Origin of the sequence: Nocardia goodfellowii (assembly GCF_017875645.1) — a bacterium.
Lineage (GTDB): Bacteria > Actinomycetota > Actinomycetes > Mycobacteriales > Mycobacteriaceae > Nocardia > Nocardia goodfellowii.
Genome location: NZ_JAGGMR010000001.1, coordinates 219,404 through 232,652, shown reverse-complemented (window position 1 = coordinate 232,652; position 13,249 = coordinate 219,404). Strand labels below are relative to the sequence as shown.

Here is a 13,249-nt window from a genome sequence, read left to right as displayed (position 1 = left end):
ATAGCGCGGGCTCGGGGAGGTGCGAATCATGCGTCAGCTCCGCCAGGCGGAAATCGCCGGGCTGCTCGCCGACGACACTGTCGCGTATCTGGCCACCATCGATGCGGCCGGATATCCGCACGTCACCCCGATCTGGTTCCTGTGGGACGGCAGCGCTTTCCGGCTGACGAGCTTCGCCGATCGTCCGCACGTGCGGCGTATCCGCCTGAACTCGCGCGTCGGCGTGGTGGTCGATCACGAACTCGGTCTGCGCGCCGACGGTCAGCGACCGAACCGTCAGATCCGAATCATCGGTGACGCCGAACTCACGGACGATCGGCAGGGCCGGTGGACCGCGCGCATCCGGGAGAAGTATCTCCGGGCCGACGCGGACCTGATCCCCACCGACGACGACCGCATCCTGATCACCATCACGCCCACTCGGACCTGGGCCGTCGCGAGCGTCTAGCCGTTCCTGCCGCTGGACGAGCCGGAATCGCTCCGCGGCGAGGGCATCGGAATCCTGGTTTGGGCCGGACCCGTGGTCGGCCCCGGCGTCGCCGTGCGCTGGGGCGACGGATCCGCGGACGAACCCGGTGCGGCCTGGTTGCCGAGCAGCGGCCCGAGCAGTTCCGGGAACGGGATCGGCGGCAGATTCGGATCCGGGCGCAGGGTGGGCTGCTGGCTGGTCTGCGCCGGTGTCGGAGTGGTGGGTGTGCTGGTGCGCGTCGGCGCGGTGCTCCGATCCTGGGTGATCGGCGGGATGTTGCCGCCGCTCGTGCGCGGTGTGCCGTCGCCGGTGCCGACCGGTGGCGCGGGCTGGGTGGTCAGCTGCGAACTGTTGGTGGTGCCGGCGGGGGAGACCTCTTCGTCGGAGGTGGGTGCGAAAGTCTTCACGCCGTAGCCGATGACCAGGCCGACCACCACGATCGCGCCGGCGAGGGTGCCGACCACCTTGGTGAACGTGCCGACCGGCGCGTCGTTGCCGAGCGCGGCGGCCACCGGGAACATGGACGGCTGGGCCGCGTCGGCCACCAGCGCCGCGCCTTTGGCGATGACCGCCTCCGGGTCGTCGACGCTGAGCACCGGCACCTCGAACTCGTCGGCCAGCGCGGTCAGAACCGCGGGGATGTTCGCGCCGCCGCCGATGACCGCGATGGCCTGGGGACGCCGGGGCGAGCTCGCGAACACCGCGCCGGTGAACTCGGCCAGATCGTCGAGCAGAGTGGCGATCAGGGCCTCGAAATCGGCTCTGGTCAGCTTCAGCGGCCGACCGGCGACATGATCGATGGTGACCGCGGGGGAGACGGACAGATGTTCCTTGGCGGCGCGGCCGCGGTTGGTCAGCATGCCGCGATTGGGACGGGTGCCGCGCCGGGCGTAGTGCAGATCCACCAGATGGTGGTAGATGAGCTCGTCGATGGCATTGCCGCTGACCGCGGTGATCCGTTGCGAGCGCAGCACGGTGCCGTCGGCCTGATCGGCGACGGTGACGCTGAGGCCGGTCGCGCCGAGGTCGACGATGGCGACCGTCTCGTAGCGGTCCAGCAGGCCGGTGTGCCGCAGGAAAGTCAGCGCCGCAGTGCTTTCCGGGACCAGCCGTAGGTCGCGCTGCTTGCCGGTGGCCGAGCGGATCACCTGCGCCTGTTCTTTACTGCGATAGGCCACAGCGACATTGGTGGGCCGGCCCACGACCGCGGGGTTGGGTTGCCCGGTGAAGCCGACCGCGACAGGCGTTGCGGGCCAGGCGATGTCGAAGGACACGTGCTGGGCGGACGGCAGCTGGTTGGTCATCAGCTCGATCGAGGAAGCGACGAGATCACCGAGGTCGGAATGGGCCGCGTCGGCCGAAACGACGCGGTAGTCGAAGCTTTGGGCGCCGTTGGGCGCGGTCGCGACCAGCGCTGAGCAGACGACCTCGTTCCCGGCCGAGATGCCAAGAGACGTTCGCATGTGTTCACCTCCCTTCGAGCGGATGGTCCCGGTGTCGCCGACCATCTCGAATGGACTGCCGAACCGGCGCGTGTCGGCGCGCTGCTCCGGACTCGTGAACCGGCCGGCCCTCGGTCCGGTGGGGGCGCGGGTAACGGCCTTGGCTCACGTGTGGACTTGCCCTCTGGTGAAGCTGTGACGCTGTGGAACTGAGTGGTGATGCGGTGGCGCTGGGATGCTTTGGTAAAGCGAAAGTGCTCGGGGCGACGCCGGTTCGACATCGAACCGGCGGCCGGACAAGCGACCGTCGTCCATACTGTCACAATCCGTTATCCGAACGTTACAGTTTTCCCGAAGTAATAGAAAGCCCTTAATCGCGTGGGGAGCTATCCCTGGCGAGTGTTGGCACTCCCCCGCCCTTGAGCGCTGGCACTCAACTGTATAGAGTGCTAGTCGGCACGATTGCCGTGTGCCATTTTTGACATCTGAGCAGGGTCTCGGCACCCGCGACGACGGGGCTATGCGCAGGGTCAGAACCATGACCGAACCGATGGTCCGGGACAACAGTCCCGGATCATAAATCCCCTGAAAGTGGAGGGCTCAACGTGGCGAGCGTGAACATCAAGCCGCTCGAGGACAAGATCCTCGTCCAGGCCAACGAGGCCGAGACGACGACGGCCTCCGGCCTGGTCATCCCCGACACGGCGAAGGAAAAGCCGCAGGAGGGCACCGTCATCGCCGTCGGCGAGGGGCGCGTCACCGACAAGGGTGACCGCATCCCGGTCGACGTCAAGGAAGGTGACACCGTCATCTACAGCAAGTACGGCGGCACCGAGATCAAGTACCAGGGCGAGGAATACCTCATCCTGTCGGCGCGCGACGTGCTGGCTGTCGTCACCAAGTGACCCAGTAAGCGTGTGCTGCCCCGGTTTCCGCCTGAAGCGGGGCCGGGGCAGTGCCGTTTTCGGCGCTTCCCGAACCCAGAGGAAAAGGACTTATGCCAAAGCAGATCGAGTTCGACGAGAAGGCTCGTCGCGCTCTGGAGCGCGGCGTCGACAAGCTCGCCGACGCCGTCAAGGTCACCCTCGGCCCGCGTGGCCGCCACGTCGTGCTCGCCAAGGCCTTCGGCGGCCCGACCGTCACCAACGACGGTGTCACCATCGCGCGTGAGATCGAGCTCGAGGACCCGTTCGAGAACATGGGCGCGCAGCTGGTCAAGAGCGTCGCGACCAAGACCAACGATGTCGCGGGCGACGGCACCACCACCGCCACCGTGCTGGCGCAGGCGCTGATTCGCGGCGGCCTGAAGAACATCGCCGCCGGCGCCAACCCGATCACGGTCGGCAAGGGCATCGGCCTGGCCGCCGACGCGGTGTCGGCCGCCCTGCTGGAGCTGGCCACCCCGGTCTCCGGCGAGGAGGCGATCGCCCAGGTCGCCACCGTTTCCTCGCGGGACGAGGAGATCGGCGCGATGGTCGGCAAGGCGCTGGCCACCGTCGGCAAGGACGGCGTGGTCACCGTCGAGGAGTCCTCGACGATGCAGACCGAACTCGTTGTCACCGAGGGCGTTCAGTTCGACAAGGGCTACCTCTCGCCCTACTTCGTCACCGACACCGACACTCAGCAGGCCGTCCTCGAGGACGCGTTCATCCTGTTGAACCGCGAGAAGATCAGTTCGCTGCCGGATCTGCTCCCGTTGCTGGAGAAGATCGCCGAATCCGGCAAGGCCGTGCTGATCATCGCCGAGGACGTCGAGGGCGAGGCGCTGTCCACCCTGGTGGTCAACTCGATCCGCAAGACCATCAAGGCCGTCGCGGTGAAGGCGCCGTTCTTCGGTGATCGGCGCAAGGCGTTCCTGGACGACCTGGCCGTGGTCACCGCGGGCACCGTGGTGAACCCGGATCTGGGCATCCAGCTGCGCGAGGCCGGCCTCGAGGTGCTGGGCAAGGCCCGGCGTGTCGTGGTCACCAAGGACGAGACCACCATCGTCGACGGCGCGGGTACCGCCGAGGACATCGCGGCCCGCAGCACGCAGCTGCGGCGCGAGATCGAGGCCACCGACTCCGACTGGGATCGGGAGAAGCTCGAGGAGCGCCTGGCCAAGCTGTCCGGCGGCGTCGCGGTGATCAAGGTCGGCGCGGCCACCGAGACCGCGCTCAAGGAGCGCAAGTACCGGGTCGAGGACGCGGTCAGCGCGGCCAAGGCCGCGGTCGAGGAGGGCATCGTGCCCGGCGGCGGCACCGCGCTGGTGCACGCGGCCGCGAAGCTGGTCGAGCTGCGGGACTCGCTGTCCGGTGATCAGGCCGTCGGCGTCGAGGTCGTGCGCAAGGCGCTGGAGGCGCCGCTGTTCTGGATCGCGGCCAACGCGGGCCTGGACGGCGCCGTCGTGGTCAGCAAGGTCTCCGAGGGCAAGGAAGGCTTCAACGCCGCCACCCTGACCTACGGCGATCTGCTCACCGACGGTGTCGTCGACCCGGTCAAGGTGACTCGCTCGGCCGTCGTGAACGCGGCGTCGGTGGCGCGGATGGTGCTCACCACCGAGTCCGCCATCGTGGAGAAGCCCGCCGAGGAGGCGCACGACCACGGTCACCACGGTCACGCGCACTGAGGCTGAATACAGCGAAGGCCCCTTGGACGAGTTGTCCCGGGGGCCTTTGTGGTTCCGTGGTCCGCGGGCACGGAGATCGGCACATGCGCGCGGAAGTCTTGGGGCGGGCTCGGCGGAGCCTCTGGGGCCGGTTCGCACGTCGGCGGGTTCGGTCGCGACGCGGCCGGGCTTCGGGCGGGCTGTGAACTACTACAGCCCGGGTCTGGCGCTGATGCTCGTGAGCAGCCGTGCACGCAGCGAGGGGGGCGGCGCCGTTGCCGTCACCTCGGCGAGCGCTGCCAGAGCGTCGCTGGTCTGCTGTACTTCGGCGCGGAACGCGGCGCGTAGCGCAGGGTCTTCGCTGTCGAGCAATTCTTGTACCGAACTGTGGTCTTCGTCGTCGATCGATCCGAGCGCGACGGCGTGCGCGAGATCGACCTGGCCTTCGTTCATCTCACGTCACCCCCAAACTTTTCTTCAGTCGAGTGAGTCCATCCCGAATTCGGGACTTAACGGTCGGTAACCCTACGCCAAGATGGGTCGCCACCTCTGCATAGGTGCGCCCGCCGTAGTAGGCGAGCGAGATGGCCTCCCGTTGGGTCTCGGTGAGAGTCGTCAGCCCTTGACGGACAGCCTGCTGTTCCAGCCTTCGTTCTACCTCTTCGGTGACCTCGTCGAATTCGTTACCGAGAACCCTTATCCCGTACGCGACTTCGCGTTGGGTATGGGCCTGCTCGGCACGGACTCGGTCGACCGCGCGCCGATGGGCGAGCGTCATCAACCAGGTCACGGCCGATCCTTTGGCGGGGTCGAAACTGGCCGCGGTACGCCAGATCTGGAGATAGACCTCTTGCGTGGTCTCCTCCGCGTACCCCGGGTCGTGTAGCACCCGGAGCACCAGACCGAAGACGCGCGCACACGTCCGGTCGTACAGTTCGGCGAAAGCCTCTTGGTCGGACTTGCCGCAACGATGCAAAAGGGCGGCGAGCTCGATGCTTTCGGCTGCGCGTGCCGATACCGCAGAATCCACGCTGGGTGGAACGGCTTCTCTCCGGTACGAGTCGCCTTCTGCGGCCGGCGGCCGCGTCGTCACAACGCTCCATTCTGTGTCATCGGTCACCACCGTAGCGGGCTGCTATCGACTCCCTTCCGGTGGGGTGGCCAGCAAACCGGCTGTGGCCCAGCGACTTTGCGGTAACTTTCGACACGCCGGGCGTTTCTTGAAGAACACGCCGTGACACGCCGATAGCAACTGCGAAACGCCAGGTCGACAGGTGCGCGACCATCGACCCTCTCGAGGGCAGGCGTATCGGTGGTAACCGCGTGGTGCCTGCCTACCGGTGCCAACCCGCGACGGGTGCGCCGCCGGAGGTGGGCCGGTGATCTTGCCGATGGTGTTGCATTGGCCGGTTGTTTGCTAGGCATTCGGCGCGCCGCGCCGTATGGATGGGAGCAAACTTGGCGGTCCGTGCCGGGGTGTGTTAGACGGCGAGCCGCCGGCGATTGCGACGGGCGTGCATTTCGCGTTCGGTTTCCGACATGCCACCCCAGATGCCGTAGGGCTCGCTGACTTTCAGCGCATGGCTGCGGCACTGCATGAGCACGGGGCAGGCGCGGCAGATCTCCTTCGCGCGCATCTCGCGCGCGGTACGGGCGCGGCCACGCTCACCGTCGGGGTGAAAGAAGACGGCGGAATCTTGACCCCGGCAGGATCCTCGCATCTGCCAGTCCCAGACATCGGCATTCGGCCCCGGGAGGTGGGTCGGCATGGGCACGGTGAACTCCTCAAGATGCGAGCTCGTCAGCTATGTCGAGCAGTTGGTTCTGCAAAGTAGTCGGACCACGGCCGGGTCGGCGGTGTCCCGAGACTCGCCTTCTCGGTCGCCACAATTTCGCGCGGCGCCGACCATGGCGATGAGCTACGTTAGGTCCAGCCGCGAAATTCCGTCAATAGTTCGACGCACTGGTTCGAGAAATCTTCAATGGTGAGATTTAACCTTCCAGCTGTTTACTTCTCTCGTCGTTGCCGGTAATACTGTTCGGTTGGCTAGTTCGCGTTCGGCCCCGGCATGGCCTGTGGTCATCGTTATTTTCCCTGGTAGGCAAGGCTTTTCGAGGCTAGCGCATGCTGTCTCGACTGGTAGCTGCGCCCCCGCGCCGGTGATCCGAGCCACCTGCGGTGCCTCGAGCGGGGACGGTGGAGATGGCCGAAACGGGGCGGCCAGGTTAATTGCGAGAAACGCATGTGAATATGCGTCGATGCCGCACGTGCATTGTCGGTGGAGATTTACCTGATAGAAACACGGCGCAATACCAGAAACGCTGTGCGGTTGCCGGAGTGGTACCCGAGGCCGCGTTCTGGGCGACGCGCGCGAGCCGGGATAGGGTTTGCCGATGCTCGTCCCGGACTTGTCCCTGGATACTCGATCTGAAGTCCTCGCTTCGGCGGCTTTCGGCGCCACGCCGGGACATGCCGCTGCCGAGTTGCCGATCGCCTCGGGCGGCCGCGATTCCTGGCACCGGGCGGTCGCCCTGGGCGGCCAGGGGTATTACGCCGCGGCCCGCGCCGAATTGCGGCGGCTACGCACCGCGACCGGAGACCCGGTCATGCGGGCCCTGGCCACCAGCACCGAAGGTTCACTGTTGCGTCAACTCGGCTGGCACGCCGAGGCTTCCGCGTTCGACGGCCGGGCGGCCGCGCTGGCGCTTCCGCTCGACCCGCGCATTCCGGGCCGGACCGAAGCCGTCTGCGATGCGCTCACCGGCCTCGCCGCCGACGCGCTCGGCACCGGCCGGTTGGCCCTGGCCGGTCGGCTGCTGGGGCGTGCCGAACGAGCGCTCGACGAGGAGTTGTGGCGGGCCAGGATCCGCTGGTACTGGGTCAGCGCCGAATTGGCCCTGGCCGGGGGCGATGCCGGACAGGCCCGGCGACACGCGGAAGCGGGATCGCGACTCGCCGAGACGTCGCCCTCGGTCCGGCACCGGGTGAAATCCAGACTCCTTGTCGCGGCCGCGTGCATGGCATCGGGCGACCTCGATCCCGCCCGATCGCACGCGGACACCGTGGCCGCGCAGTGCCGGGACAACGGACTGCTGCCGCTGCGCTGGGCCTGCGCGATGCTGCGCACCGGCCTGTCGGACGACACCGCGGCGGCCGAGGCACAGGCCTGTTCGGACGTTATTTCCCGTCGTGGCGGGCGCTTTCGGTGATCGGGCCCGACGCGGGTCAACTGCCCCCGGTTGAGGCCACAACCCACCGTGTTGCCCGGTTCGCGGCGGTCTATCGCTATTGTTAGAGCCGTTCCGCCGGTCAGGCGGAAGCACAGGTCATCGGGCCGGTGCCACTTGTAACGCCAGGAATCTCGCTGACGATGACGCACACGGGCGAAGAGTTGGACCTCGCCGTCGCTGCCGCTGCGCAGGGCGACAGGACAGCTCTAGCTCAGGTACTCGAACTGGTCCGACCGTTGGTAGTCCGCTATTGCCGGTCGCGAATCGGTGCTGCGGAGCGCGGACAGCTCTCCGCCGATGATGTCGCGCAGGAGGTATGTCTGGCCGTGATGACAGCCTTGCCCCGGTATCAAGACCAGGGCCGGCCCTTCATGGCCTTCGTATACGGAATCGCGTCACACAAGGTCGCAGACGCCCATCGCAACGCCGCCCGTAACAAGGCGGAGGCTATGGCCGAAGTACCAGATGTCATATCCACCGACCACGGTCCGGAACAACGAGCTCTCGAATCGGAAGCGAGCCGGCAGATGAACCGTCTGCTCGCCACGTTGCCCGAAAAGCATCGAGAGATCCTGATCCTTCGTTTGGTCATGGGTTTGTCAGCAGAAGAAACCGCAGTCGCCGTGGGCAGTACGGCGGGTGCGATACGAGTGGCCCAGCACAGGGCGCTCGCGAAACTCAAGTCTCAAGTGGCGAGGGCAGGTGAAATGTATGGCTAGGGATGGCGAGCGCGGTCGGGGCGACTGGAAGGCGCGACGTGGATCGCGAGACAGCGGTCCCTACGCCGACGGAAATGGCGGCGAAGCCGGACCGGTGGACATCGCGGCGGTCCGCCGTGATGATGCGCTGATCGACGCCATCTCCAGTGACGGCCCGGTACAGACCGACAGCGAGCAGGAATACCAGCTCGCGACGCTGCTGGCGGATTGGCGCGCGGAACTCATCGCGCCGCCCCTGCCGAGCAGCCCGGATCTGGACGCGGTCGTCGCGGCGGTCAACCAAGAAATAGGCGCGCGAAAAGTGCGTGTGGGCGCACAGTCCGGGGGGCATCTGCGGCTGGTGCGCCCCCTCCTCGGAACCGCTGCGGCGCTCGCGCTGGTCTTCGGTGGTGTTACCGCTTTCTCCTACAACGCCGAGCCGGGCAATCCGCTGTGGAAGGTCAAGGAGGTCGTGTTCAGCGAACAGGCCCTGACCACAGTGGTGAACCGGGCCGACGGTCAGATGGGTGAGGCGCAACAGGCTCTGAGCCAGTCGAATCCGACGCAGGCCGCGGCGCAGCTGGGGCAGGCGAAGAAGAACCTCGCGCAGATCAGCGATCCGGAGAAGAAGACTCAGCTCGAAGCCGAGTGGCGGCAACTGGTCGAGACGCTGCGCGATTCCTCGCCCGAGGGCAGAGCGCTTGCGGCTCAACTGGATCCGATCACCGATCCGGCGGGCACCAAACCGCCGGTGAGCGGCACCACGGCGCCGGTCACTCCGGGCGATGTCACGACGAAGCCGGCGGATCCCGGTTCTTCGGCGGCGGTCACCGTGCCGCCGGACACGGAGGAACCCCCGGTGACGACGGTGCCGCCGGTCACGACCCCGCCGCCGGTGACAGTGGACCCCTCGACGGTGCCTACGGTGCCGTCGACGGTGGTCCCGCCGACCACCATCGCGACTCCGCCCACGGTGGTGACGCCCACTGCGGGTAGCGATGTGACAATCCCCACCCAGCCCACGATTCCGGGCACCACGGCTACATTCCAGATTCCGAGCATGCCCACCCTGCCCGGGCCCAGTAGCTAGCTGACATCGTAGAAACAACGATCGCCGACCAGATGAATTGGTCGGCGTTTTGTTGTATTCAGGGGCTGGTGGCCGCGGGGTGAGCGTGCGCGTGCGTACCCCGGGGCGGCCGACGAAGGACCCAGCTGCCGGTAGGGCGGATCAGCTGTCGAAACCGTCGAAGCCGTCGCCGTGGAAGGCTTCGTTCATCGAGGCGTCGGCGTATCCCCGGCAGTAATCCCAGGTGACGTACGCCTCGGGCGTCGGATCGTAGGCGGGCTCGTGCGGGCGCACCGTCCCGTCGACCAGTAGCTGCAGCAGGTTTGCGCGCAGCATGTCCCAGTCGTGGTAGTGGTCCTGTCTGCAGTCTTCGCAGCTGACCACGAGCCCGCGGATGCCGCGGTGCCCTAGGAGAGCCTCGTAAACCGCGAGATCAGCGAGATCCTCCTCGACCGCAAGGCGCTCGTGGGGATCCAGCGGTTCGCCGGGCTCGATGGCATCGAGCGCGGCGGACGGGTCGGAGGGGTCTCCGGCGAAGGGATCCGGCGGCAAGCCAGGTGGTAGATGGTCACGCACACACCCACGGTACGCAGAACAGGGCGGTCTGCGCCAGCTATGTGGTGGGCAAGTTTCGCCGATCCCGGGAACCGCGCCTGACGGAAGCGGAGGTTTGCTCGGCAGATACCATGGTGCCCAGGCTCCGAGGCTGCCAGCCCGGCGCCGCTGCCGTCCATCCGATCAGTGTGCGTGACCCCGGTGCTCCCGGTGTCTCTCGCTTTCGACGTCCAGGAGGGGTCGATCCGAATGAGTAATCCCGTACCGGGCGAACGGCTCGCAGTCCGCCCCCCTACGGGTGGCGACGACCCGAACAAGATCGCCATGCTCGGCCTCACGTTCGACGACGTGTTGCTGCTGCCCGCCGCATCGGATCTCATCCCCAGTTCGGTGGAGACGTCCAGCCAGCTGACTCGCGATATCCGCCTCCGTACCCCGCTGGTGAGCTCGGCCATGGATACCGTCACCGAAGCCCGGATGGCCATCGCCATGGCGCGTTCGGGCGGCATGGGCGTGCTGCACCGCAACCTGGCGGCCGCCGATCAGGCCGCCCAGGTGGAGACGGTGAAGCGGTCCGAAGCGGGCATGGTGACCGATCCGGTCACCTGTCGCCCCTCCGACACCCTCGCCGACGTGGATGCCATGTGCGCCCGCTTCCGCATCTCCGGCCTGCCGGTGGTGGACGAGACCGGCGCGCTGGTGGGCATCATCACCAACCGCGACATGCGCTTCGAGGTGGACCAGAACCGCCGCGTCGCCGATGTGATGACCAAGGCGCCGCTGATCACCGCGCAGGAGGGCGTCACGGCCGAGGCCGCGCTGGGTCTGCTGCGCCGCCACAAGATCGAGAAACTGCCCATCGTGGACGGCAACGGCCGGTTGCGCGGGCTCATCACGGTCAAGGATTTCGTCAAGACCGATCAATACCCGAACGCCACCAAGGACCGCGACGGCCGCCTGCTGGTCGGCGCTGCCATCGGGGTCGGCGACGACTCCTGGTCGCGCGCCATGACTTTGGCCGACGCCGGTGTCGACGTGCTGATCGTGGACACCGCGCACGGCCATCAGGCCGGTGTGCTGAAGATGGTCACCAAGGTCAAGGCCGAGGTCGGCGAGCGCATCCAGGTGGTCGGCGGCAACGTGGCCACCCGGGCCGGCGCGCTCGCGCTGGTCGAGGCGGGCGCGGACGCCGTCAAGGTGGGTGTCGGTCCCGGCTCCATCTGCACCACCCGCGTGGTCGCCGGTGTCGGCGCGCCGCAGATCACCGCGATCCTCGAGGCCGTCGCCGCCTGCAAGCCGCACGGTGTGCCGGTGATCGCCGACGGCGGCATCCAGTACTCCGGCGACGTCGCCAAGGCCATCGCCGCGGGCGCGTCCACCGTGATGCTCGGCTCGCTGCTCGCCGGCACGGCCGAATCCCCGGGTGAGCTGATCCTGGTGGGCGGCAAGCAGTTCAAGAGCTACCGCGGCATGGGCTCGCTGGGCGCCATGCAGGGTCGTGGCCAGGGTAAGTCCTACTCCAAGGACCGCTACTTCCAGGACGACGTGCTCGCCGAGGACAAGCTGGTGCCCGAGGGCATCGAGGGCCGGGTGCCGTTCCGCGGTCCGGTCAGCCAGGTCATCCACCAGCTCGTCGGCGGCCTGCGCGCGGCCATGGGCTACACCGGCTCCGGTTCCATCGAGCATCTGCAGCAAGCGCAGTTCGTGCAGATCACCGCGGCGGGCCTGAAGGAAAGCCACCCGCACGACATCACCATGACCGTCGAGGCCCCGAACTACACTGGTCGCGGTTAGACGGCTTGACAGTCGCGCGTGCTCGCGCGATTAACCTGTTCGCGGAGAGTCGGGGCGCGGCCGGATCGTGGATCACGATCCGGCGGCCCTGTGCGCGGGCGCCGCTGCGGATCGGAGCGCGCCCAGCCCCGGCCCCCGAGCCACGGACGCACCTCGATGGCGGGCGAGTCCAGCCGCGCGGCTCGGGCGATCACAGACAAGCCGCGGCGCGGCAATCACAGACAAGCAAGGAGTAGACACGTGCGCGACATGGTCGAGATCGGTATGGGCCGGACCGCCCGGCGTACCTACGAGCTGGACGATGTCGACATCGTGCCCTCGCGGCGGACCCGTTCGTCCAAGCAGGTATCGCTGGCCTGGCAGCTCGACGCCTACCGGTTCGAGATCCCGTGCCTGGCGCATCCGACCGACGCGCTGGTGTCGCCGCGCTTCGCCATCGAGCTCGGCCGCCTGGGCGGGCTCGGCGTGATCAACGGCGAGGGCTTGTGGGCCCGGCACGCCGATGTCGAAGCCAAGATCGACCAGCTGGTCGAATTGGTTGCCAAGGGGGGTTACGAACGAGCCATCGCGCTGCTGCAGGAATTGCACGCCGCGCCGATGCAGCCGGATTTGCTCGCCGCCGCGGTGGCGCAGGTGCGGGCGGCCGGGGTGACCGTCGCGGTGCGCGTCAGCCCGCAGAACGCGCGGGCTCTGACTCCGGCGCTGGTGCAGACCGGCATCGACCTGCTGGTCGTGCACGGCACCATCATCTCCGCCGAGCACGTCGGTGACGGCGAGCCGCTGAACCTGAAGACCTTCATCGCCGAACTGGATGTGCCGGTGGTCGCGGGCGGCGTGAGTGATCACAAGACCGCGCTGCACCTGATGCGTACCGGCGCGGCCGGTGTCATCGTCGGCTACGGCTCCTACCCGGGCGCCACCACCACCGGCGAGGTGCTGGGTATCGGGGTGCCGATGGCCACCGCGATCGCCGACGCGGCCGCGGCGCGCCGCGACTACCTCGACGAGACCGGCGGCCGCTACGTGCACGTCATCGCCGACGGTGACATCGCCACCTCGGGTCAGCTCGCCAAGGCCATCGCCTGTGGCGCGGACGCCGCCATGCTGGGCGTGCCGCTGGCCATGGCGGCCGAAGCGCCGGGCCGTGGCTGGTATTGGCCGTCCTCGGCCGCGCACCCATCGGTGCCGCGCGGTTCCATGCTGCACGTGGACGATCCGTGGGATCTCGGCGGCGAGGCCACCGAACCGGCGCGCCCGAACCTGGAGCGCGTCCTCTACGGCCCGTCCGACGATCCGTTCGGTTCGCTGAACCTGGTCGGCGGTCTGCGACGTTCGATGGCCAAGGCCGGTTACTCCGACCTCAAGGAATTCCAGAAGGTCGGTCTGTCCGTTCGCGCCTGAGCC

Annotated in this window: 13 protein-coding genes; 8 read left to right on the top strand and 5 right to left on the bottom strand. The window is 67.7% G+C overall.

The window, feature by feature from the left end; genetic code table 11:
- Positions 1–28 precede the first annotated feature (28 nt).
- Positions 29–448, top strand: a complete 420-nt coding sequence (locus BJ987_RS01125) for a pyridoxamine 5'-phosphate oxidase family protein (protein WP_209883837.1) — start codon at positions 29–31, stop codon at positions 446–448.
- On the opposite strand, the gene BJ987_RS01120 is transcribed toward BJ987_RS01125, so the two are convergent.
- The gene (locus tag BJ987_RS01120; protein ID WP_209883835.1) at positions 445–1,932 is read right to left on the bottom strand and encodes a DUF7159 family protein; all 1,488 of its coding nucleotides are present in this window, start codon (positions 1,930–1,932) and stop codon (positions 445–447) included. The two genes, BJ987_RS01125 and BJ987_RS01120, sit on opposite strands and share 4 nt — an antisense overlap.
- A 584-nt stretch (positions 1,933–2,516) precedes the next feature.
- Between BJ987_RS01120 and groES the strand changes: the two genes are divergently transcribed.
- Both groES and groL read left to right on the top strand, forming a co-directional pair.
- Positions 2,517–2,816: a co-chaperone GroES gene (gene groES, locus BJ987_RS01115; protein WP_014981824.1), complete on the top strand. Its 300-nt coding sequence runs from the start codon at positions 2,517–2,519 to the stop codon at positions 2,814–2,816.
- 92 nt (positions 2,817–2,908) lie between these two features.
- A complete protein-coding gene (gene groL, locus BJ987_RS01110) occupies positions 2,909–4,519 on the top strand; it encodes a chaperonin GroEL (RefSeq protein ID WP_209883833.1) in 1,611 nt (536 codons plus the stop codon).
- Positions 4,520–4,708: 189 nt separating this feature from the next.
- Here the strand turns inward: groL and BJ987_RS01105 are convergent, their stop codons facing one another.
- The 3 genes from BJ987_RS01105 to BJ987_RS01095 form a co-directional block, all read right to left on the bottom strand.
- On the bottom strand, positions 4,709–4,951 hold the full coding sequence (locus tag BJ987_RS01105; protein ID WP_209883831.1) for an RskA family anti-sigma factor: 243 nt from the start codon (positions 4,949–4,951) through the stop codon (positions 4,709–4,711).
- A 1-nt stretch (position 4,952) separates the two neighbouring features.
- Positions 4,953–5,528, bottom strand: coding sequence for a sigma-70 family RNA polymerase sigma factor (locus BJ987_RS01100; RefSeq protein WP_209897690.1), 576 nt, complete (start codon positions 5,526–5,528; stop codon positions 4,953–4,955).
- 451 nt (positions 5,529–5,979) lie between these two features.
- Complete coding sequence (locus BJ987_RS01095; RefSeq protein ID WP_194817445.1) at positions 5,980–6,273, bottom strand: WhiB family transcriptional regulator; 294 nt, start codon at positions 6,271–6,273, stop codon at positions 5,980–5,982.
- A gap of 619 nt (positions 6,274–6,892) precedes the next feature.
- Between BJ987_RS01095 and BJ987_RS01090 the strand changes: the two genes are divergently transcribed.
- The 3 genes from BJ987_RS01090 to BJ987_RS01080 all read left to right on the top strand — a co-directional run bounded on the left by BJ987_RS01090 (position 6,893) and on the right by BJ987_RS01080 (position 9,517).
- Positions 6,893–7,708: a hypothetical protein gene (locus BJ987_RS01090; protein WP_209883829.1), complete on the top strand. Its 816-nt coding sequence runs from the start codon at positions 6,893–6,895 to the stop codon at positions 7,706–7,708.
- Between the two features lie 161 nt (positions 7,709–7,869).
- On the top strand, positions 7,870–8,448 hold the full coding sequence (locus BJ987_RS01085) for a sigma-70 family RNA polymerase sigma factor (RefSeq protein WP_209883827.1): 579 nt from the start codon (positions 7,870–7,872) through the stop codon (positions 8,446–8,448).
- Positions 8,441–9,517: an anti-sigma-D factor RsdA gene (locus BJ987_RS01080; protein WP_209883825.1), complete on the top strand. Its 1,077-nt coding sequence runs from the start codon at positions 8,441–8,443 to the stop codon at positions 9,515–9,517. The genes BJ987_RS01085 and BJ987_RS01080 overlap by 8 nt, the downstream gene beginning before the upstream one ends.
- A gap of 141 nt (positions 9,518–9,658) precedes the next feature.
- Here the strand turns inward: BJ987_RS01080 and BJ987_RS01075 are convergent, their stop codons facing one another.
- On the bottom strand, positions 9,659–10,072 hold the full coding sequence (locus BJ987_RS01075; protein ID WP_036533470.1) for a DUF5319 domain-containing protein: 414 nt from the start codon (positions 10,070–10,072) through the stop codon (positions 9,659–9,661).
- A gap of 228 nt (positions 10,073–10,300) precedes the next feature.
- Here BJ987_RS01075 and guaB point away from each other — a divergent pair, with 228 nt between their 5' ends.
- Both guaB and BJ987_RS01065 read left to right on the top strand, forming a co-directional pair.
- Complete coding sequence (gene guaB, locus BJ987_RS01070) at positions 10,301–11,845, top strand: IMP dehydrogenase (protein ID WP_281070350.1); 1,545 nt, start codon at positions 10,301–10,303, stop codon at positions 11,843–11,845.
- A gap of 240 nt (positions 11,846–12,085) precedes the next feature.
- Positions 12,086–13,246: a GuaB3 family IMP dehydrogenase-related protein gene (locus BJ987_RS01065; RefSeq protein ID WP_209883823.1), complete on the top strand. Its 1,161-nt coding sequence runs from the start codon at positions 12,086–12,088 to the stop codon at positions 13,244–13,246.
- Positions 13,247–13,249 lie beyond the last annotated feature (3 nt).

Excerpts from the sequence above, each read along its gene's own strand:
- BJ987_RS01125 (WP_209883837.1), top strand. The coding sequence starts at position 29 with ATGCGTCAGCTCCGCCAGGCGGAAATCGCCGGGCTGCTCGCCGACGAC.
- BJ987_RS01120 (WP_209883835.1), bottom strand. The coding sequence starts at position 1,932 with ATGCGAACGTCTCTTGGCATCTCGGCCGGGAACGAGGTCGTCTGCTCA.
- groL (WP_209883833.1), top strand. The coding sequence starts at position 2,909 with ATGCCAAAGCAGATCGAGTTCGACGAGAAGGCTCGTCGCGCTCTGGAG.
- BJ987_RS01105 (WP_209883831.1), bottom strand. The coding sequence starts at position 4,951 with ATGAACGAAGGCCAGGTCGATCTCGCGCACGCCGTCGCGCTCGGATCG.
- BJ987_RS01090 (WP_209883829.1), top strand. The coding sequence starts at position 6,893 with ATGCTCGTCCCGGACTTGTCCCTGGATACTCGATCTGAAGTCCTCGCT.
- BJ987_RS01085 (WP_209883827.1), top strand. The coding sequence starts at position 7,870 with ATGACGCACACGGGCGAAGAGTTGGACCTCGCCGTCGCTGCCGCTGCG.
- BJ987_RS01080 (WP_209883825.1), top strand. The coding sequence starts at position 8,441 with ATGGCTAGGGATGGCGAGCGCGGTCGGGGCGACTGGAAGGCGCGACGT.
- guaB (WP_281070350.1), top strand. The coding sequence starts at position 10,301 with ATGAGTAATCCCGTACCGGGCGAACGGCTCGCAGTCCGCCCCCCTACG.